The organism is Methylobacillus draconifructus (genome assembly GCF_045984355.1).
Taxonomy (GTDB): domain Bacteria; phylum Pseudomonadota; class Gammaproteobacteria; order Burkholderiales; family Methylophilaceae; genus Methylobacillus; species Methylobacillus flagellatus_A.
In genome coordinates this window covers 165,532-186,352 of the sequence record NZ_JBJQII010000003.1, presented here as the reverse complement: position 1 = coordinate 186,352, position 20,821 = coordinate 165,532, and the positions used below count along the sequence as shown (strand labels likewise).

The following is a 20,821-nucleotide window of genomic DNA, read 5'->3' as shown; positions in this document are numbered from 1 at the left end:
TGATGTTCATTAGTGCTGGGTGATCAAAGCCTCATTGGGCTCGCCGTTCTTCTGGAACAGGTTGGCTTGGTGCTTGAGCAATTTGGTGATGTTTTGAGCTGGCAGGGGTTTGCTGAACAGGTAGCCCTGCATTTTGCTGCATCCCATCCTGTGCAGGGTTCTCATTTGCTGCAAGGTTTCCACGCCTTCTGCGATCAGGTCCAGTTTGAAGCCTTTGGCGATTCCCGAGATGGCCGTGATGATGGGCACGCTTTCGTTATGCGTATTGATGTCGCCGACGAAGGATTTATCGATCTTGATATTGTGGATGGGGAATTGCCTGAGGTAGGAGAGGGAGGAGTAACAGGTGCCGAAATCATCCAAGGCGATTTTGATGCCTTGCTTGCCCAGCGCCTTGAGTTTTGCGACGGTGTTCTCGAGGTCCCTGACCAACAGGTTTTCGGTGATCTCGATTTCGAAGAATTCCGGTTTGAGGTGCTGGGCCTGGATGTAGTTGAGCGTTTTGGCGACGAAATTTTCTTCCTCCACCAGCTGGGGCGAGATGTTGATGGCGAGCCTGAAGCTCAACAAGCCTGCTTCCTCCCATGACTGCATCTGCTGGCAGGCTTCTGCCAGCAGCATCTCGCTGAGCGAGAAGATGAGGCCGGTTTCTTCGGCCAGGGGAATGAATTCCGTCGGCGATATAATGCCCAACTCGGGGTGATGCCAGCGCGCCAGCGCTTCGAGGCCGATGATCTTGCGGGTTTCCACGTCCACCTGGGGCTGATAGTGCAGGATGATTTGCTTTTTCTCGATCGCGCGCCTGAGTTCGTTTTCCATGGAAAGCTTTTTGTGGAACATGGCGTTCATGCTGGCTTCGTAGTATTGATAGCCGTTCTTGCCACGCCACTTGACGTGGTACATGGCGATGTCCGCGCTCTTGATCAGCGTTTCGATAGAGTCGCCATGGTCCGGGTATAGCGCAATGCCGATGCTGGACGAGATGAAGATTTCGCGTTCGTCCAGCAGGAACGGGCGCTTGAGTTCCTCCACAATCTTGGCTGCGACCAGGCTGGCGTCGTCGGGCTGCTGCAAGTCATGCAAAAGCAGGGTGAACTCGTCGCCGCCCATGCGCGCCAGGGTGTCCTGCGCGCGCAAACAGCCTGAAAGGCGTTGCGCAACGTGCTTGAGCAGCTCGTCTCCGTAAAAGTGGCCCAACGTGTCGTTGACCCATTTGAAGCGGTCGAGGTCAAGGAACATGATGGCGAGTTGCTGCTGGTTGCGCTTGGCATGGTTCAGGGCCACATTGAGCCTGTCCTTGAACAGGGCGCGGTTGGGCAGGCCTGTCAGGGTATCGTGATAGGCCTGGCGGGTGATGACTTCTTCCACCTTCTTGCGGTCGCTGATGTCGCGCGCGACGCCATAGGTGCCGCTGAAGGGGGTGCCTGACTCATGGGTGCCGGCGTAGGTGCCGGTCGCATTGAGAACGACGGTGATGAAGTTGATTTCAAAATGCCGCACTTCAGTTTCGCGGTCCTTGCATTTCAAGCGCAGCTCGATGTTGCGTGTGGCGCGGTTGCCGGTACGGCGCTCATTGAAGGCATAGGAGGCGCGGTCGAAATCATCGCTATAGATGATTTCCGTGTAGTGCTTGCCGATCAGGGATTCGCGCCTGTAGCCGAGCAGGGTTTCCACCCGGTGGTTGATGAAGGTGAAGCGTCCGCTGTCATCCAGGGTGTAGATGATGTCGGGCGAGCTGTTCACCAGGTAGCGGTAGAGGTTTTCGGATTCCTCGAGCCTGGCGTGGATGCTGCGGTTCTGGGTTTCCAGGCGCGATTTCTCGATCGCGTTTTCAATCGTATGCAGCAACTCTTCCGGCTGGTATGGCTTGCGCAGGAAATCGTAAGCTCCCAGGCGCATGGCCTCGATGGCGGCGTTGAGGGTTTTCGTGCCGCTGATGACAATGACGGGAGGAGGGGCCGTGTGGGTAGCGAGCTCGGTCAGGACGTCGAAGCCGTTCATATCGGGCATGGAAAGGTCGAGCAGCATGAGGTCGAACTTGATGTCCATGACTAGTTGCAGCGCGTCCTCGCCAGATGAGCACATTTCGGCGTTGTAACCGTGTAATTGCAGCAATTGCTGCAGGCTTTGCGCCAGGCGTTCATTGTCGTCGACAATCAATACATTGGGCCTGGACATCAGTTTGTTCACGACTTGCGAAGGGGTGGAAGCGGCCATCGGGTTTGCCTTATTTGATCAGCTCAGGTTGCGGGCTGGCTTGGATGGGCAGGCGGATATCAAAGCTGGTTCCCGCGCTGGAGGTGCGGCAGGCAATGCTGCCCCACAACCCTTTGACGAGATCGTGGCTGATGGACAGCCCGATGCCGCTGTGTTTCCCACCCTTGGTGGTCTCTACGGGCGTGAACAGCTTGCTGAGCACGCTTTCGGGAATGCCGGGCCCGGTGTCGCTGACCTGGATCAGGATGCCTTGGCCTGAGCCTGACTGGTTTTCCACGAAGGTGGAAATGCTGAGCTTGCCGCCGTTGTGCATGGCTTCCGCCGCATTGCGGATCAGGTTGACGAGCACTTGCCGTAATTGGTAGGGGATGGTCGTAATCTTGGGCAGGCCGGGGTGCAGGTTCAGCGCGACTTCCACCCCAGCGGGCTGCAAGTAGGTCTGGCGATGCAGGGCGACGATGTCCTGGATCAATTCGTTGATATCCGTGCTGGAGGCAATATGATCCTGTTCCTTTGAGTACAGGTTGCCGATCAGCGAGCCGACCCGGTCGATTTCTTCGTTCACGATCGCGATGTCGCGATTGGGCATGCCGTTCAGCAGCATCTTTTGCTCGAGGATGGCGAGATAGTTCTTGATCGTGGATAGAGGCGTGCTGGTTTCATGCACGAAGCGCTTGAGGCGCTCCTCATGCACGGCGGCCTCAAGCTCGGGTTCTGCCGGATTTTGGTCCGGCGCCAGGCGGGAAGCGACGATTCTTGCCAGGGCGGATTGCACATTCAGCTGTTGTTTTGCAATCAAGAATTCCGCCTGGTCCAGCGCGAATACCATGACGCCGACGATTGTGTCTTTTGCAAACATCGGGAAGCAGAGGATGCCATCCACCCCGCATAGCCGCATGATCTGCTGGTCCGGCAGCGAAGGCTTGAAGCCGTCAAACGCCTGGAAGCTATGGCAATGCGACTTCTTAATCCAGGCCGCAGTGATGATGCTGGTGGCGGGCTTGATGGGAAGGTGGAAGCTTTCGATCCAGTCCTGCTCGGCTGAAATGGCTTTGCCTGAGAGTTGCTGCCTGGCCTCGTCTGGCACGAACAACAGCACCTCCCGCGCATTGCACAGCAGCTTGGAGAGTTTGGACAATAGCTCAAAAAAGCCGTCTTGCTGTTCTGCCTGGCCGCAGGTGGACTCGAGGTGGTTGATCAGGGCGGTGTCCATCACGCCTTTGACCAGCTTGTTCTTGCTGGAGGATGAGGAAGCGTGGGTCGGGCTGAAGTTCTTGCCTAGGGCTTGTACCAAAGCCTCGATGTCCGGCTCTTGCTTGTCCCAGTTGTGCTGGCTGGTATGGGCATTGCCGATATTGATGCCAAGCGAGTCGGAAAGGATGTGCACCTGGGAGATTCCCTGGCTCATGATGTCGTTGATGACTGTACTGTCGAGCTGGAACCATTTGTTGGCGAGGATCAGCGCCGATTGGCGTTCCGACCTGCGTTCGGTCAGCAGCAGGTTGGCAAGGTAGACGATCTTGACCAGGGCAGGCGTGTGTTCCACCTGCGCAGCAGGGAGATGATGGTACGCCACCGCGTCTTCAAGGAAGGATTTGATGTTCCAGTTGCGGATGATCCAGGCGCCGAGTTCGCAATGGTCGATGCCGAAATGGGCGACTTCGCTTTCCAGGTAGCCGGACAGCGAGTCGTCGATCGCGAAGAATGGCGGGTATTTGTTCTTGAACCCTGCGAGCAGGCCAAGCCTGCCGATGTTGTGCAGCAGCCCGGCGACATAGGCTTCGTCGGCGGAGGCGGCTCCGGTGCGTGCGGCAAGCGATTTGGCTATCACGGCGCAGCGCAGGGAATGGTACCAATAGTGCTCGATGTCCTGGTTGCTCTGTTCATAGTAGTCGTTGAACATGCGCTGGCAGATGATGCTGAGCGTCAACATCTTGACCATGTCCCAGCCCAGGATGATGATGCCGCTGCGGATCGAAAGCACGGCATGGCGGTCGCGACGGTAGGCTGCCGAATTGGCGACCTCCAGCACGCGTGCGCTGATGACGACGTCCATTTCAATCAGGTTGGCCAGTTGCTCCAGGCCAGAGTTCTCGTCCTGCAGCGTTTCCAGTAGCTTGGTCAGGATTTGCGGAACGGAAGGTAATGCGCTGATTGTGGCATTATTCAGAACAATTTGGGCTCCTGCTGCACTGCACATTCTCTAAACGTTCCCCATTAGGTGTCTTGCATAGTAGGCCAGTCACTTATTGTCGGCTTGAGTAATAAGTATTGTGCCGAACTTTATTCGATGTGCGAGCCGCGTGGACGGCGTTATAGCGTGAGGGGCCTTGTGCCATTAAAGATTGATTTTAGGTTTATCAATAAATCGCTTTTAATATTTCTTAAGAAAGTACTTTAACATTGCATTTCAAGATAGTTAATACTTTTTTGCGTACGGATCTCGGCGCTTCAGTCAATAACGGCTTTGGAAGCCTTTTATTTAGCCGATCCAGCTGGTTTTTCATTGTACGGCCTTTTATGGCATCGACATGAAACGAGGTATGGTCTATCGATTGGTCAAAACACTCTGGCAATGGCGGGAGTTTTTGATATTGCAAGCACGGTTGCCTGCCTCTAGACTGGTGCGGCGATGAGAGTCGCCAAGTAACGATAATGATGAGATAGAACCGAGGAGTGATCATGGCCGTGCAGCATTTGAACAAGAGTAACTTCAAGCAAGCGATAGAAAGCAATGCGTTTGTGATCGTCGATTTCTGGGCGCCCTGGTGCGAGCCCTGCGTGTCATTCACGCCTGTCTTCGAAGCAGCATCCGATGCGCATCCCGATGTAGTGTTCGCCATGGTCAATGTCGATGAAGATCCGGAGATCAGCAATTATTTCAACGTGAAGCAGATTCCTGCAGTGATGCCGATCCGCGACCAGATCGTGGTGGATGCGCAAGTCGGGGAAATGAGCCATGCCGAGCTTGAGAACGCGATCCAGGCTTGGGCTGCGTTTGACGTGACTGAAGTCAACCGCCACTTCAATGAGAAGACATCGGTCTAGGCTGTGAGATGAATTTAAAAAAACGCCGGGTTATCCCGGCGTTTTTTATGGTCACTGCGCTGTCCTGAGCTGTTTCAGGTCGTCTATGATTTCTTGGGAGTGGCGGGAAGTGTCCACGCTCAGGTAGGTCTTGGCGATATTTCCCTTGGGATCGACCAGGAAGGTATAGCGCTTTGCAATCTTGATGATGCCCAGCTTGGTCAATGCGCCGTAACTATCCGCCACTTTGCCGTCCACGTCGGAAAGCAGGGGAAAGGGCAGGCTGTATTTCTCGGCGAACTTGGCATGTGAATCCGAGTCGTCCACGCTGATGCCGACCACCTTTGCGCCGAGTTTTTCCAATTGGAACAGGTCGTCCCTGAAGCTGCACGCCTCTTTGGTGCAGCCTGGGGTATCGTCCTTGGGATAAAAGTACAGCACTAGCCATTGGCCGGCATAATCCGTGAGCCGGTGCTGTTCCTTCTTGGCATCCGGCAGTGTGAAGCTCGGCGCTGGCGATCCTGGTTTGGGAGCGGATGCGGCATTGGCCGAGCGGAAGATGAAGAGGACCGCCAAGCCCAACACGATAACGATAGAAAAAATTTTCAACATGTTTTCTCCGGAAGAATATGCAAGCAGGTACGGGCTATCCAGGCAAGCGGCCTGGCAAGTAATTGAAATAGAATGACATCAGTATAACGCGCCCGGGCGAAATGATTGAGCCCCTGTTTACTGAGGTTGGGGTTTGTGCAAAAAAATTAATTCGGCCTCTTCCCAAATCAAAAAAATGCTGTAGAATGCCGCTCCTCAGTCAGGCACGGGTGATTAGCTCAGTTGGTAGAGCGTCGCCCTTACAAGGCGAATGTCGGCGGTTCGACCCCGTCATCACCCACCATCCTTGCCTGGTGACAAAAGCAGGAAAGCCATCAGGCGTGACAACCTGGTGCAGAGTCATGGAGCGGTAGTTCAGTTGGTTAGAATACCGGCCTGTCACGCCGGGGGTCGCGGGTTCGAGCCCCGTCCGCTCCGCCAGAAAAAGCGAACCTTCGGGTTCGCTTTTTTTATTTCATATGCGTCATTTGACTGATATGCATGGCCGCTTGTTGTATAGCAACATCATGCTAACTGTCAGGAGTTAACGCATATGCATCCATACACCTTGTTATCTGCAGCCTTGTTCCTGTCTCCGACCAACGCCTTGGCTACCGAGTGGGAGTCATTGGCCAAGAAAGCCGGGGCCGAGTTGTCGGTGGACCTGGACTCTTACGATGAGAAAGGCGCTTACTCTTCAATACTGGCCAAACGCGAAGTGCATGGCAAGCAGGCGTTCGCCAAGCAGATGAAGCTGGAATTCGATTGCGGCAAGCAGACTTACCGTACGGTTGCTACGGCGTCGTTCGACGCTAAAGGCAAGTTGTTGAGCCAGACCGCAGGCACGCGCGAGTTCCAATCCCTGCAGCATGATGAAGACGCCAGGATGATTGCAGGCCTGGTATGCCAAGTCAGGCGTATGGTGAACCCGTCATCCTGAGCAAGTTGTCCTGGGATACATTAGTTTTATGCGAATGGCCTAATGGCCGGCCGAGGTCATTTTGCATTTATTATCAACTATTGATTGACATCCCTGGAATAAGCACGTAAAACCTTAATCAAGGTGTTTGAACTTTGATTTTTTACAGAATTTGAAATACAAACTTTTGGGGTGCCTTCCCCACACTGAAATGAATGGAATCAATTATGGCAACAGGTGTAGTTAAGTGGTTTAACGATAGCAAGGGCTTTGGGTTCATCACGCCGGATGACGGCGGCAGCGATCTGTTCGCGCATTTCTCCGCTATTGTGAACGAAGGCGGTTACAAGAGCTTGGCAGAAAACCAACGCGTCAGCTTCGACGTGACCGATGGCCCTAAGGGCAAGCAAGCTAGCAACATCAAACCTGAATAAGCTTTGATATAAAGCAATGAGCTAACGGAGTGCAGATGCATTCCAGATGAGGCTTATCAAGTGCCCGGCATGTCCGGGCATTTTTACGGGCAGCGCTTATAGGGCTCGATAGAGATTTCCAAGGAAATTAAGTAATCATTTCCTACATGGCTGCGGCCTAGCCTCCGATAGGCAGTATTAAGTTGCTCCTATTACAGTCGAGCTATATTAATCCGGCCTTGATGTCATGAGTAATCTCAAAGAAGGCAGACCTTATCCTCGTGGTGCCTATTTCGATGGCAAGGGCACAAACTTCGCATTGTTTTCCGATAATGCTGCCAGCGTCACGTTGTGCCTGTTTGATGAGCATGGCGAATCGGAAACCGAACGTATCAACCTCCGGGAATGCACGAATGGCGTCTGGCATGGCTACCTGGAGGGCGTAACGCCGGGGCAGCTCTACGGCTACAGGGTAGATGGCGTTTGGGCGCCGGCAGAAGGTTTGCGCTTCAATCACAACAAGCTGTTGCTTGATCCTTATGCACGCAAACTCTCAGGCGAGATCCAGTGGGACAATGCGCTGTTTGGCTACACCATCAGCGACGATCCGGATGCCGACCTGCATATGGACGAGCGCGACAGTGCCAAGTTCATGCCCAAGGCCATCGTGGTCAAGCCCGATGTCCTGGTCAAGTCTCCCAAGCCCGATATCCGCTGGCCCAAGACCGTCATATACGAAGCCCATGTGCGCGGCCTGACGATGCAGCACCCGCTGATCCCGGACGATATCCGCGGGACATTCGCCGCCCTCAGCGATTCCGCCATCATCAGCCATTTGCAGCGCATAGGCGTCACCGCCATCGAATTGATGCCGATTCACGCGTTCGCCCAGGACCGCCATCTCCTCGACCGCAACCTGTCCAATTACTGGGGCTACAACACCTTGGCGTATTTCGCTCCCGAGCCGTCCTACCTGGGCTCGGGCGCGCTTGAGGAGATCGCCAAGACGGTAGATGCCCTGCACGACGCCGGGATAGAGGTGATACTCGACGTGGTCTACAACCATACCTGCGAAGGCAACCACCTGGGCCCGACCTTGTGCTGGAAGGGTATAGACAACCTGAGTTATTACAGGGAGCTGCCAGGCAATCCGCGCTATTACGACAACCTCACCGGCTGTGGCAATGCGCTCAACACCTCTCATCCCAAAGTGATGCAGATGATCATGGACAGCCTGCGGCTTTGGGCTTCCGTCTACGGTATCGACGGCTTCCGTTTCGACCTGGCATTGACACTGGGCAGAAACGACAACGGCTTCAACCGGGACCATGCATTGTTCCATGCTATGTTGCAAGACCCGATATTGACCCGCTGCAAGCTGATTGCCGAGCCTTGGGATGTCGGTCCGGGAGGCTTCCAGCTTGGCTCGTTCCCGCCTGGTTTCTCCGAGTGGAACGGCGACTATCGCGATGTCACCCGCGATTTCTGGGCGGGCAAGGAGAGCATGTTGTCCCGCTTTGCTAGCCGTTTCGCCGCTTCGAGCGATTTGTTCAACGACCAGCATCGGCGGCCATGGTCCAGTGTGAACTTCATCACGGCGCACGACGGTTTTACCCTGCACGACCTCGTTTCCTATAACGAAAAGCACAATGAGGCGAATGGCGAGGACAACCAGGACGGCGCCAATGACAACCACAGCTGGAACTGCGGCCACGAGGGGGACACCGACCAGGAAGAGATATTGGCGCTCCGCGGCCAGCAAAAGCGTAATTTCCTCACTACGCTGTTTTTATCGCAAGGCATTCCCATGTTGCTGGCGGGCGATGAACTCAACAATAGCCAGCAAGGCAACAACAATACCTATTGCCAGGATAACGAGATCGGCTGGGTGAATTGGGACAATGCCGACGACGCCTTGATCGATTTCGTCGGGGAGCTGGCGCAACTGCGCAAAAAGCACAGCGCCATTTCGCGTGCCGAATTTGTCACGGGCAAGCTGAACGAGCATGGCAACTCAGACGTGGCCTGGTTCAACGTCAACGGGGAACCCATGAGCAACGAGGACTGGAATGATCCGTGCAATAAAGCCATGACAGTCAAGTTCGTGCCTCCTGACAAAACAGGGCGTGCGATATTGGTCATGATCAATGCTTCGCATGTGACAGTGCCTGCCCGTATTCCCTACTGCGATAGTTATGATTGGAAGCTGTTGCTGGATACGCCGCTCAAGCCGATTCCCAACCAGCAAGGGGAAGAGTTGGAGTTGGAGCCGCGCTCCATCTATGTCTACGAAGGCAAACTGATCGTGTAGGTGCGCCGCTAGAAATAAAGCGTATTCAGTATTGCCAAGTCTTGGCTTATGCCGCTTTCCTGTTTTCGAGCTTGTTGCAGAACATCTTGATTGAGGACTTCATCGGGTCTTCATGCGCCTTGCTGTTGTAGTCTTCCCAACACGCAGCGATTGCCGAGTCGTCATACTGGATTGCCATGCCGGAAAAGGTGTGCGCTTTCTTATAGGCGAAAAACAGCAGCGTGGACAATATAATCGCCAGCACCCAAAACCATTTTATTTGCCTTTCCTTTTTATATCCGCAAGATGGGCACCACAGGCTCAGTGCACCGGTCTGCTTACCGCATTTTTGGCAACGAGTGCTGGACATGGCGACCTCCGGTTCAAAAAGGGCAAGCTAGCACGGTGAGGTGAGGGGTACTGTAAGAAAGCGTCTGATTGAAGCAGAGGAATTGCTTAGCAGAACAAGAGGAGGCGGAAGCATTGTGCCGCTGTTGGAAGTTGATAACGCCGGTAACGCAAAACAAAAATTAAAGAGGAGAGTATGAGGGGCCATGCCTGATTGATCATACTTTGAAGGGCTGTCTTTACCGGATTTCTCAATCTGGCCACTATGCACCGCTACAGAATCGTATGGATGTTATGTAATTCGCATATTATAAAAAGCAACACGAACATGACTGTAATGACTCAGAAACGACTGACATGCAAATCGGACGCCATCTCCTTCAAGTCATTGGGCAGCCGGCGGTATGATGCTCTTAACCATGACGACAAGGAAAAGCATCATGTTCAAATTTAGCCTGACTGAAATTACAATCTTGTTTATTGCCATGTCTTGGCTGACATACAATTTTTTGCTGCTGTAAGCCTACTGTAAAGCAAACTTTATCAAAGCCAAAACACTAAGGCTTGCTTTCAACTCTCCTGCCGGTAAGCTGGCCTAGAGTCTTGCGAGCCAGCGTGCGTATCTTGTAACGGGCTGCCGGATCAGCCTGTCAGAATTCTCCTGCAAGAAAATCAGCCCCATCCTATAGAGGCTTTGCAGCAATACTCCTATTATTGTCCCGCTGATTGGCTCAGGTCGAGCTAGCTTTCCGGCGAGGCTCGCTTATATACGGACAATAAGAGATTGGGCTGATCAGCCATTGAGCACGAATAATTCATGCTATTTGAAAGGCGTATAGACCCTATCAAAGCATTATTTATTGATTATGAAGGAGCCCGATTTTTTCTTTTGGTTTGTCATCGCAGTAGTCGTATTGTTCATCCTTTTGATGGCGACAGGTTTAAAACTAATTTAGTTCAAGCGCCTCTTATCGATTCAAGCAGGGCGTACTTTTCCCGATCGATTTCGCTTCTGGTTCGAACTCCCAGCCTTCGCAAGATGGGCAGTGGAGGGCACCACCCCTGAAGGCCATGCTGCAACAAAAAAGTTAATACACCGGCAGGCAACAGAAGCCATCTCTTATTGACGAATACCCCAAGCGCCAACCCTGCGAGGGATAGGGTAGAGGCATTGACTTCCAATACCCTCTCAATATCCCACTCCTTATCCAATCGCTGGATACGCGCTTTTATTTCCTCTTCGCCGAGCGCGGAAAACGTTTCAATATTGCGATCGGTTTGACGGTCAATCTCATCGTTGACGGTATCGGACGTAGCATTGCGGACCCGGTCGGTATTGTTGTTAAGTTCAAGATTATCTGTCGGCATGATGATTTCCTTGTAGTGTCATTTGTTGAAAAAATAAGACCTTTTTTATGCTGCTTAATTCCTGGGTTTTTTTGAGATTGTCAATTTATAAACAAGATTATGGCGCTTATTTTTAAGTTATTAATTCTTACAAGTTGCTAGGGTTTTGCTGACAAACGACATAGATGTCCGCTGATATGTATTTTTCAGGAGAGCTGCTTAAATTCGGTCGTAGAAAGTCAATAATGGGGGCTAAAATGATAGAGTCATTTAAGTACAAAGATTTCGATGTGCAAATCAAAGGGTCTAATTTCTTTGATGCAGGGTTCACTTATTCCGTCTTGATTGACCGCATAGAGCATCATCCTTGGGTTAAGCCCCTGTCATCTTGGGAAGAGGCAAAACTTCAGGCTCGTCAATATGCCATTAAATTGATTGATCAAATCTTTTGATCAAATTTTGTAATGGATCAGATGGAGTTTCTCAATGAAATGGATAGTGATCGCCACGGATAACGCTAAAAGGCTGTTTACTTTAAAAGCCTATTCCTCAGGGAAATACTCTGTGGTCGAAACATCTGAAAATATCCCACTAAACTTCCATGATGCAGTATTTGGCGACTTCCACTCAGCAGGTTTCCGATCCATGGAAACCGCTAGTGGCCAGAAATTCCTTATAGAGGTGAAATTGGCCGACGTGGGAATGGTCGATGCGTTGAAAACTACATTAAGTAACGGCGTTCCCGCCCGCTTGAAAAAGATCTCCCCTGGGATTATTTCGTGAATCAGGCAAGAATGCACAACAACCGGGCGTCAATTAAGCACGGTACGGCCGCGTCTGGAGTGTAGTTTTCAAACACGGCCTTATTAGCACCGCCTTGATTATTCAGGATCTTTCGACAGGCTATCTACCAAGGCTATGTTGATTTGTACTGCTTCATGAATTTTCTCATGCAGGTCGCAATTCGTTGGCACTACTTCCAATGCACTGATCAACAAGTCTTACATTCTCAGGTTGGAGGAGACGATCTGGGAAAGGATATTATCGGCGTCCATATGAACCTCTTAGTAGAAAACCCGCGTATCGCGGGCTTTCCTTTTGCATGCGAGCATCAGCAAAGGGTGGACCCATTCGCTGATGTATGCCTACACTTGCTTAGCGGTTTTTATGGCTTTGGCTACCTGCCTTGGCATGCTGCTCCCGGCTGCCGCCGCGGGTATTGCTGCCTGCCGACTGCGGCTGGTTTTTGTGGCTTTGGCTGCCAGCCTTGACGTGCTGCTCATGGGTACCGCCTTGTTTGTTTTGTGTAGTATTTGCCATGGTTTATCTCCTTTGGGTCCTTGTCCAGACGGTACGTTGCTGAAAATGTAATTCATCTGGAGCGAGGATCATTGGTTAAAAGCAACGTGATTCCACTTTATGCCGTTCGCGCTTACCACTTCATCCGTCATTGGCTGATAGGTTTGTCAGATTTCCGCAACGGACCGGCTGCTTGGCTGTTTCGCGCAAAACGCATATCGCAATTCGAGTAGCAGCTTTATCTGGAAGCATCGGTATGTTTGGGCTCTCAATAAAAAAGGTTCAATAGCGGGCAGTTTTCTATCGCAGAAGAATTAATTGTGCGATGCCGGATTTCTCGTAAAACACAATGGCGTTCTGGTGATACTGCCTGCCTAGCTCCATTGCAGAATCCAGGGTTATGCCGATCACTGCGAAATTTTCCTCAGGCCACTGGTTGGACCTTGATCTTGCCAAGCCTTTCCTGAATTCAAGATGACGACTCCTGAGCTCCTTGCCCAGTTTCTCGGTGTTTTGGATGTTGATAGCCTCATCCGCTGGCTTGCTGAGCGGGTTGAACGCGGAAATGATGGCCGCGGCGGTAGCCGCATGCTGCTCTAGGATTATGTTCATTTCCGGGCTGCCAAGGCCGATTCGCATTACGAAGGCCTGTTGCTCATAGTTCACCACATAGTCGGCATCCTGATATGCCTCAATCAATTCTGGCGATAGGACGGTTTGCGCTTGCGAGATATTCATGACAGAGTCCAAAAAAGTTAGTCGACAAAAGTGTTTTACAAATAAAGCCTGCAATCCGGCCTACCGGTCGGTTCCGGGCTGGGGAAGCAGCCACCGCAAGCTGATAAAGAGCGCCACCAGCAAATAAGCCAAGCTTGCTGGAACCCACATGATCAGGCCTCCAAGCTGTTGATCTTCCAATAGGTCCAAACCCAATGCCGTCGTCGGCCTTAGATAGGCCGGATACCATATCGCCGTGGAGAGCGTTAGCAGGGTGCCAAGCGCTGCGGTATGCAGCATGGTGGTAAATACCAGCAACATGCTCCATCCGCGCTGGGCAGTATGCATCCCATTGATCACTGCCCACCAGAACAACAGTGCGGATAGAAAGAAACTGGCATGTTGCAGCACATGGATGCCTTCATTGCGGAGCGCCGCCTGGAACAGCGCGGGGATATGCCATAGCCAGAGCGCCAAGGCATGTAGCCACCAGGCGGACAAAGGGGCTGTCAGCCACCGCCAGCCGAGGCGGAGCCAGCGCATATGCGTTGCAAAATGCAGTCGATGGCGGCAGGACTCGGGCAAGGCCCAAGCCCATGCGCCGAGCGGGCGGCCCGCCACTATCAGCGGGGCGGCAATAATCATGAGGATTTCATGCTGCAGCATATGCGCGGAAAACAGCCAGCCGCTGAGCGTATCGATCGGGGAGCAGAGCGCCACGCCCAAGGCCAGCCAGCCGAAAGAAAAGCAGGCAGCCTGGTTGCGGCTGACGCCATGGCCGATGCCGGCTTTGCGCCACAGCCGTAAAACACCTTTGCCGTAACCGTAGGCGCTTGCCAGCAGGCACGCCAGCACCCACGGCTCGAATGTCCATACCCAAGGCAAAGGCTGAATATCGGCAAGGCCATGAGCTTCTGCCTCTTGGCTAAAAGCGATACCCACGGACAGGATAATGAATAGCATGTTCATTGATAGCAGGGAGAAATCAGCCAGGCGGTCAACCATAACATGGCGGTCACGATGGAAAACAATATGCCGCTCAAGAGCGCAATCCAGGCGACAAAAGCCTGGCGAGATTCGACGCGGCTTGATTGCCTGCGTCCGGCAGGGTCCGCTTTATCCTTTGCCTCCACCTGCCGCCATGCGCGCAGGGCCAGCCAAGTCAAGGCCATTGTTGCGAACAGGCTGGCTGCCGAGACGGCATGGAGCATCCAGCCTGCTTGTTGCTTGCATGCAGGAGTAGTGAGGGCATAGATGACAGACAAATGGCCAAGCACGACGAGAGGGGCCAACAGCAGCGCCGGCCAGCTTGCGGTTGTAGCACGCGTGGTCATGATGCGATCCACCTCGGGACAAGATAGATCACTGCGTAGATGGGCAGCCAGGTGAACACGACAAAATACCAATACAGGCCGTTTTCGCTGACATCCACATAGCTTTTACCTCCTACCGGCTCATAAAACATCAATACCGTCAGCACCAGGGAGTCCACGGTATCTGTGATCAGGTGTACGGTATGCAGCCCCAGCAACAGCCATACGGCGGAGCCATAGGCATTGCTGTCCCATGCCACGTTCAGGTGCCGGAATTCCAGCACCCGTATTGCCAGGAACAAAAACGAAAACATCATGCAGGCCAGCAGCCAACCCCGCACCTTGCGCAAATCCTGCGCTTCGGCGGCGTGCTTGGCCCAATGGTTGGGAAATGCGCTGGCGATCATGACGGCGGTGTTCAACGTGCCCCATGCCAAGTCCGGGGCATACCGGCTCATCGGCCAGACGTCGGCATGGCTTGCCAGGTAGAAATAACTGAACACCATCAATCCGAACACCGTACCCTCAATGAGCATCATGCCGAATGTTCCCCACCACATCAGGCTACGGTGCGAAAACGCATAGGTCGGCAACGACGAGACATCCAACACTTGATTGCTATCTGCTGGGTGGCGGCCTTTTCCTGGGGCCGGAGCGACCGTGTGCATTTCAGGCGCCATCGGAACGGTACTCCTGTTCGACATGAGTTACCCGGTCGGCATGGCGCGGCCAAAACCAGGCGATCATGGCGCACGCCACCGGCAGGCTGCCCCAGACTACCGCCCAAGGGGTGAAGATTGAGCCGATGAACAGGCCGGCGGTCGCCAGCGCACAAAGAAAAGGCCAGTAGGAAGGCTCGGGGAATTGCGGCCTGCTGTCCGGACAAGCATCAAGGGGAGTGGTGGCCAGCACTTGCCGGAAATTTGCAGCTACACCCTCAACATAGCTCGGAGATGGGATCTGGCCATGCTCGGACAGGTGCCGCTGCATGTCCCATAGCGGCTCTTGCCCGTGTACTACCGGCAGGCGGATGAAATTCGCTGCCGGCGGCGGCGATGCGGTAGCCCACTCAAGCGTGCCAGCACCCCATGGGTTGTCGCCGGCCGCCATTCCGCTGCGGCGGCTGCGCAAGATATTGGCGAGGAAACAGGCCAGGCTCGCCACGATCAACAGCGTGCCGCAGGAGGAGATAAAATTCAGCGGCCCCCAGCCGGTTTCCGCCGCATAGGTGTAAATCCTGCGCGGCATGCCTTGGATGCCCAGCTGGTGCATGGGGAAGAACGTGACGTTGAACCCGATGAAGAATAGCCAGAATTGCAAGCGGCCTAAGCGTTCGTCCAGCAAGCGGCCAGTCAGCTTGGGAAACCAGTAATATACGGCGCCGAACAACGGGAATATGGCGCCGCCCAACAGGACGTAATGCAGGTGGGCCACCACGAAGTAAGTATCGTGCACCTGCAGGTCAAGCGGCACCGAGGCCAGCATCAGGCCTGTCATGCCGCCCAGCACGAGGATGAAGAAAAACGCCAACGCGAACAGCAATGGCGTTTTCAGGTTGAGCCGCCCGGTCCAAAGCGTGGCGATCCAGCAGTAAATCTGCACGGCAGAAGGGATGGCGATCATCATGCTGGCGGCGGTGAAGAAGCTCTTTCCCAGTTCGGGCAGGTTGGTCGCGAACATGTGGTGTACCCATAGGCCGAACGACAGGAAGCCGGTGGTGATCAGGGAAAGCACCATGGCTGGGTAGCCGTAGATCGGCCGGCGCGCAAACGTGGCAATGATGGAAGAGAGGAAGCCAAGCCCGGGAATGAAGATCAGGTACACCTCGGGGTGGCCGAAAAACCAGAACAAGTGCTGCCATAGCAAGGCGTCGCCGCCCTCTGCCGGGTTGTAAAAATGCGTGCCGACCAAGCGGTCAAGGAGCAGGGCGGTGCTGCCCAGCATGACCGCCGGCATTGCGAAAACCACCATGAAGGAGGTGACCAGCATGCTCCATACGAACAAGGGGATACGGTTCAGGCTCATGCCTGGCGCCCTCAGCTTGAAGACGGTGGTGATCAGGATCACCGCTTCCAGCAAGGCGGATAGCTCAGTGAACGTGATCATTTGCGCCCAGAAATCCACACGCTTGCCGGGAGAATAGTCGGCGCCGGCAAGCGGTACATAGCCGAACCATCCCGCGTCCGGCCCGGTATTCAATAGGAACGCTCCGTAAAGCATCAGGCCGCCGAACAGGTAGACCCAGTAGGCGAATGCGTTCAATCGCGGAAAGGCGATGCTGCGCGCGCCTATCATCAGCGGGACGAAATACACGGCCATTGCCTGCATCACCGGTACGGCGAACAGGAACATCATGGTGCTGCCATGCATGGTAAACAGTTGGTTGTACAAATCCGGCCCGATCAGGCTGTTCTGCGGCACGGCGAGCTGGAGGCGCATGACGCCGGCAATCGCCACCCCGAGAAAGAAGAACAGGAAGGTGGTGTAGATGAAGCGCTTGCCGATGCTTTTGTGGTTGATCGCCGCAAACCAGCCCGGCAGTCCTGGCGGGTCGCGCCAGGTTTGCTCCAGCTGTGCTGCTTGGTCCAAAGATTGATGAGCGTTGTGCTTTTGCATGGATCGGCCCTTGCTCAAGGCAGGCTGGACAGATAAGCGACCAACGCCTGCAAGTCGTCAGGCGGCAGGTCTGTCGGCGGCATATTGGCCCCCGGCTTGATGGCTTGAGGATCGCTGATCCAGCGCGCCAGGTTCTCAGGCGTGTTAGCCAAGGTGCCGGCCGCGATACTTTCCCTGCTGGCTAAATGCGTCAGGTCAGGTCCGTGCCGCCCCCCTGCGCCAGTTCCCTCGATGGCATGGCACATGGCGCAGTTCCCGCCCAGGAAAACCTGTCGGCCGCGGCTTTCCAAGGCAGCCGCCGATTGTGCCGCAGGCTGGCGCTGAGCTTCCAGCCAGGCCTGGTAGCGGGCCGGGACATCCGCCCTCAGCAGGAATGCCATATAGCTATGCTGGTAACCGCAGAATTCGGCGCATTGCCCGCGATAGTCGCCTTCCCGGTCGGCTTGCAGGGTTAGCGTGGCGGTACGGCCGGGAATCAGGTCTTTCTTCCCGGCCAGGTTGGGTACCCAGAGGCTGTGGATGACATCGTCGGATTTAAGCGTCAGGATGACCGGCTTGCCGACCGGGATGTGGATTTCATTGGCGGTGGTAAAGCGGTTGGATGGCTGCGCATCGTCATAGCGCGCCTCCCACCACCATTGGTGCGCGGTGATGTCGATGTGTATCGCATCCGTCAGCGATAGCCCTGACAGCACACGGTCGGTGGCAATGCTGGCAACGGTAAGCAGGATCAGCAGCGCGGTAGAGACAATGACCGCCCATACCACGCTGCGGCGGATGCGTGGGTTGTCATCATGCAAAGCCGCCGGCGTCGTTTCAGTAGCCCGCGGCGCACGCCAGATGGCATACAGCACCGCCAATAGCACCAATGTGAAGACGATGCCGCACACGCCGACGATCAGATACCACAGCTCGGCAATATGGGCGGCTTGAGGGCCGGCCGGGGCCAGCGCGTTATGTGCGGCCGTCGGCAGCGCGGCATCGGCCGGAGAAGGATTTTCCCAAGCCATGAGCGCCACCATAAGGCTAAGCGGCTGCCATCTGTTGCCAAAGGCATGACCTGCATAATGGCGGTTCGTTTTCATGAGTGTTCCTTGGGCGGCGCGCTCTGCCGCATGTCCTGGCGCTCGCGCCTGGATTCAGGCTCGGCGGGCTGCAGGTTGTCGCTGCGGCTAGGAGCGGTATCGATGCGTAGCTGGCCGCTCATCGAACGTACATAGGCGACGATTTGCCATAGCTGGTCCTCGGTGATATGGCCGGCGAAGGAGGGCATGCCATTGGGCCTGCCGTGCAGGATGGTTGTGTAGATATCGGCAGGCTCTCCGCCGTAAATCCAGCGGTCGTCCATGAGCGGCGGGCCGATATCGCCTCCGCCGTTTGCGTGGCAGCCGTTGCAGTTGAACCAGCGGTAGAGCCGCCGTCCCTGTGAGACCGCGTAAGCGTTGTTCTCGTATTTCGCCTGGTAATCCGGCGGCGGCAAATGCTCGCCTCGCCCGACAGGCTGCGCAGGCTGGCCGGGCTGCAGTTCGGATTGCCGCAACGCCTGTGGCATCAACTTGGCATCCGCCGGCTGGGGAAAGGCGCGCTGCTCGCGCTCGCAACCGCTTAACGCGATAGCCAGGCACAAGCCGGCGAATCCGGCCAGCCCCCGGCCCATGACCGGCAAATACTTAAGGCAGCGCAAACACATACAGCATCCCGCCGCGCGTGGTATGGGCCGGCAAGGTTTTGACGGCATTGGCGAACCCTTTCGCGGCTGTCGCATCGCGCGCATCCAGCTCTCCCGACACCAGCGCGCCGGCCCAGCCGCCCACGCCGGAAAGCACGGCGATGTACTGCCGTCGGTCCGGCCCCCGGTAACTGATCGGCTGGCCGACGATGCCGGAACCGGTCTTGAATTGCCATAACAGCTTGCCGGTTTGAGCGTCTACCGCCTTGAACCAGCCTTCCATGGTGCCATAGAAGACAAGGTCGCCTGCGGTTGCGAGCGTACCGCTCCAGACCGGGAAGGTCTCGCGGATATCCCATTTTTTCTTGCGCGACAAAGGATCCCAGGCTGTCATCACGCCCAGGTTGCCTCCCAGGCCGGCGTACATGCGGGTATCGCTCCCGACGTAGGGCGTGCCGGCGATATAGCTGACGTTATAGCTTTGCGCGTCCTGGCACATATTCTGGTGCGGAATGTAGATCAGCCCGGTACGTGGCGAATAGGACGAAGGCTGCCAATCCTTGGCGCCCGGCGATACCGGGCAGATATCGCGTATGGTTTCCCCCACGCGCGGTTCCTTGGCGGGGTTGTATCGGATGCGTCCGCTTTTGAGATCGACGCCGGCCGAGGTGGTGACGCGCACGAAAGGATCTGCTGAGAGCACTTGCCCCGTGGTCCTGTCCAGCACGTAGATATAGCCGTTGCGTTCCGGGCGGATGAGGAGCTTGCGCTCACGTCCTTTGACGGGGGCGTCGATCAGAATGTTCTCGTTGATCGCATCGTAATCGTGCAGGTCATGCGGGCTGAATTGGTAGAACCAGCGTGCCTCGCCGGTATCGGGATTGCGGGCAAAGATGCCGGCTGTCCATTTATTGTCGCCAGGACGTTGTTCCGGATTCCATGGCCCCGGATTGCCGGTGCCGTAGTAGATGAGGTTCAATGCCGGGTCGAAGGATATCCACCCCCAGACATTGCCGCCTCCGTTCTGCCAGCTCAAGCCCGGCCAGGTCGTCAGCCCCAAATCCTTGCCCCGGTCGGAGGCGTAGTATGGCTTGAAGTTGCTGCCGATTAATACGTCTTTGTCCGGGCCCGTGCTCCAGGCGCGCCATAATTCCTTGCCGCTCTTTGCATCCAGCGCCGCAAGCCAGCCCCTCACGCCAAACTCGCCGCCACTATTGCCTACCAGCACCTTGCCATTGACCACCAGGGGGGCCATGGTCATGGTTTCGCCCGTCTTGATGTCACCCATCCTGGTCCGCCAGATTTCCTTGCCGTCTTCGGCATCCACCGCAATGGTTTGGTTGTCCAGGGTATTAATAAAAACCCGGCCTTCCGCATAAGCGGCGCCGCGGTTGACGAAGTCGCAGCACGCGACCCCTTGCGCTGCGGATTGCGGTTGCGGGTCGAACTTCCATTTTTGCGGCGCTCCCGGTTTGTTCAAATCCAGGGCATATAGATAGTTGGGATAAGGCGTGACGATATACATCGTATTGTTGATCACGAGCGGCGCAGCCTCATGGCCGCGGTTTACGCCGGTGGAGAATGTCACTACCGGCTTCAGCGTATGCACATTAGCCGTGTTGATGTCCGACAGGGCGCTATAGCGGGTACTGGCGTAATTATTGGCTGCCATGGGCCATTCGCCGTCCTTTTCTCCGGCAAAGGCATTTGCGAAGCTCAAGCCCGGAAAGGATAACCAGCAGCCCGCGATAAGCGGCAACCATGACATTGTGGCTCTGGCTATTTTTATGAATTGCATACGCTTAACGATGACGATTAAAGTTCATGCATGCGTCTTTAAGATAGAGCACCGATACTGGTGAAATGTGACCATCTTAATGCAACCAAAATAAAGGGCTGGGAGGAATGCTCCTAATTATCTGTAGGCATGCGCTGACAAATATCAGCTTCCTGGAACGCTGCATGGCATCTCTGAAAACAGCTGATCGTACGGCAGGCTGTGCAAGTGAAAAGGAAGGCCGGTCTTGAGGCAAAGCCAGAAGTGCGGCTTTGATA

The 20,821-nt window shown here is 55.0% G+C and carries 20 protein-coding genes and 2 tRNA genes; 8 read left to right on the top strand and 14 right to left on the bottom strand.

From position 1 onward, the window contains the following. Positions 1-9 precede the first annotated feature (9 nt). Positions 10-2,217, bottom strand: coding sequence for an EAL domain-containing protein (locus ACJSDX_RS07330; protein WP_309564956.1), 2,208 nt, complete (start codon positions 2,215-2,217; stop codon positions 10-12). A 10-nt stretch (positions 2,218-2,227) separates the two neighbouring features. Next, positions 2,228-4,417, bottom strand: a complete 2,190-nt coding sequence (locus ACJSDX_RS07325) for an HDOD domain-containing protein (RefSeq protein WP_407994145.1) — start codon at positions 4,415-4,417, stop codon at positions 2,228-2,230. Positions 4,418-4,899: 482 nt separating this feature from the next. Between ACJSDX_RS07325 and ACJSDX_RS07320 the strand changes: the two genes are divergently transcribed. After that, complete coding sequence (locus ACJSDX_RS07320; RefSeq protein WP_407994144.1) at positions 4,900-5,265, top strand: thioredoxin family protein; 366 nt, start codon at positions 4,900-4,902, stop codon at positions 5,263-5,265. Positions 5,266-5,316: 51 nt separating this feature from the next. Here ACJSDX_RS07320 and ACJSDX_RS07315 read toward each other — a convergent pair whose 3' ends face one another. Further along, on the bottom strand, positions 5,317-5,856 hold the full coding sequence (locus ACJSDX_RS07315) for a peroxiredoxin (protein WP_407994143.1): 540 nt from the start codon (positions 5,854-5,856) through the stop codon (positions 5,317-5,319). Between the two features lie 207 nt (positions 5,857-6,063). Between ACJSDX_RS07315 and ACJSDX_RS07310 the strand changes: the two genes are divergently transcribed. From ACJSDX_RS07310 to glgX, 5 genes are all read left to right on the top strand, one after another. Then, positions 6,064-6,139: transfer RNA gene (locus ACJSDX_RS07310), tRNA-Val, on the top strand. Between the two features lie 60 nt (positions 6,140-6,199). Next, a tRNA-Asp gene (locus ACJSDX_RS07305) sits at positions 6,200-6,276 on the top strand. 112 nt (positions 6,277-6,388) lie between these two features. Then, a complete protein-coding gene (locus tag ACJSDX_RS07300) occupies positions 6,389-6,775 on the top strand; it encodes a surface-adhesin E family protein (protein WP_407994142.1) in 387 nt (128 codons plus the stop codon). A gap of 206 nt (positions 6,776-6,981) precedes the next feature. Beyond that, positions 6,982-7,188 (top strand): cold-shock protein, encoded by a 207-nt coding sequence (locus ACJSDX_RS07295; RefSeq protein WP_407994141.1) that lies wholly within the window; start codon positions 6,982-6,984, stop codon positions 7,186-7,188. 226 nt (positions 7,189-7,414) lie between these two features. Then, on the top strand, positions 7,415-9,478 hold the full coding sequence (gene glgX, locus ACJSDX_RS07290) for a glycogen debranching protein GlgX (RefSeq protein WP_407994140.1): 2,064 nt from the start codon (positions 7,415-7,417) through the stop codon (positions 9,476-9,478). A gap of 46 nt (positions 9,479-9,524) precedes the next feature. Here the strand turns inward: glgX and ACJSDX_RS07285 are convergent, their stop codons facing one another. Continuing rightward, the gene (locus ACJSDX_RS07285) at positions 9,525-9,827 is read right to left on the bottom strand and encodes a hypothetical protein (protein ID WP_309564963.1); all 303 of its coding nucleotides are present in this window, start codon (positions 9,825-9,827) and stop codon (positions 9,525-9,527) included. A 935-nt stretch (positions 9,828-10,762) separates the two neighbouring features. Continuing rightward, positions 10,763-11,173, bottom strand: coding sequence for a hypothetical protein (locus tag ACJSDX_RS07280; protein ID WP_407994139.1), 411 nt, complete (start codon positions 11,171-11,173; stop codon positions 10,763-10,765). A 164-nt stretch (positions 11,174-11,337) separates the two neighbouring features. Between ACJSDX_RS07280 and ACJSDX_RS07275 the strand changes: the two genes are divergently transcribed. Further along, complete coding sequence (locus ACJSDX_RS07275) at positions 11,338-11,604, top strand: hypothetical protein (protein WP_309564965.1); 267 nt, start codon at positions 11,338-11,340, stop codon at positions 11,602-11,604. Between the two features lie 34 nt (positions 11,605-11,638). Further along, positions 11,639-11,935, top strand: coding sequence for a hypothetical protein (locus ACJSDX_RS07270; RefSeq protein ID WP_407994138.1), 297 nt, complete (start codon positions 11,639-11,641; stop codon positions 11,933-11,935). Positions 11,936-12,307: 372 nt separating this feature from the next. Here ACJSDX_RS07270 and ACJSDX_RS07265 read toward each other — a convergent pair whose 3' ends face one another. The 9 genes from ACJSDX_RS07265 to ACJSDX_RS07225 form a co-directional block, all read right to left on the bottom strand. Then, positions 12,308-12,472: a hypothetical protein gene (locus tag ACJSDX_RS07265; protein ID WP_309564966.1), complete on the bottom strand. Its 165-nt coding sequence runs from the start codon at positions 12,470-12,472 to the stop codon at positions 12,308-12,310. A 279-nt stretch (positions 12,473-12,751) separates the two neighbouring features. After that, complete coding sequence (locus ACJSDX_RS07260; protein ID WP_407994137.1) at positions 12,752-13,189, bottom strand: DUF3293 domain-containing protein; 438 nt, start codon at positions 13,187-13,189, stop codon at positions 12,752-12,754. A gap of 60 nt (positions 13,190-13,249) precedes the next feature. Beyond that, complete coding sequence (locus tag ACJSDX_RS07255) at positions 13,250-14,131, bottom strand: cytochrome c oxidase assembly protein (RefSeq protein WP_407994136.1); 882 nt, start codon at positions 14,129-14,131, stop codon at positions 13,250-13,252. A gap of 2 nt (positions 14,132-14,133) precedes the next feature. Then, positions 14,134-14,502, bottom strand: a complete 369-nt coding sequence (locus ACJSDX_RS07250) for a hypothetical protein (RefSeq protein ID WP_407994135.1) — start codon at positions 14,500-14,502, stop codon at positions 14,134-14,136. Further along, positions 14,499-15,161 carry a cytochrome c oxidase subunit 3 gene (locus tag ACJSDX_RS07245; protein ID WP_407994134.1) on the bottom strand — a complete coding sequence of 221 codons (663 nt, stop codon included), beginning with the start codon at positions 15,159-15,161 and terminating at the stop codon, positions 14,499-14,501. The genes ACJSDX_RS07250 and ACJSDX_RS07245 overlap by 4 nt, the downstream gene beginning before the upstream one ends. Beyond that, positions 15,151-17,097: a cytochrome c oxidase subunit I gene (gene ctaD / locus ACJSDX_RS07240; RefSeq protein WP_407994133.1), complete on the bottom strand. Its 1,947-nt coding sequence runs from the start codon at positions 17,095-17,097 to the stop codon at positions 15,151-15,153. Before ctaD ends, ACJSDX_RS07245 begins: the two co-directional genes overlap by 11 nt. Before the next feature lie 14 nt (positions 17,098-17,111). Then, positions 17,112-18,182: a cytochrome c oxidase subunit II gene (coxB, locus tag ACJSDX_RS07235; protein WP_407994132.1), complete on the bottom strand. Its 1,071-nt coding sequence runs from the start codon at positions 18,180-18,182 to the stop codon at positions 17,112-17,114. Then, on the bottom strand, positions 18,179-18,787 hold the full coding sequence (locus ACJSDX_RS07230; RefSeq protein WP_407994131.1) for a c-type cytochrome: 609 nt from the start codon (positions 18,785-18,787) through the stop codon (positions 18,179-18,181). Before ACJSDX_RS07230 ends, coxB begins: the two co-directional genes overlap by 4 nt. Further along, positions 18,768-20,534 carry a methanol/ethanol family PQQ-dependent dehydrogenase gene (locus ACJSDX_RS07225; RefSeq protein ID WP_407994130.1) on the bottom strand — a complete coding sequence of 589 codons (1,767 nt, stop codon included), beginning with the start codon at positions 20,532-20,534 and terminating at the stop codon, positions 18,768-18,770. The genes ACJSDX_RS07230 and ACJSDX_RS07225 overlap by 20 nt, the downstream gene beginning before the upstream one ends. Positions 20,535-20,821: the final 287 nt, after the last annotated feature.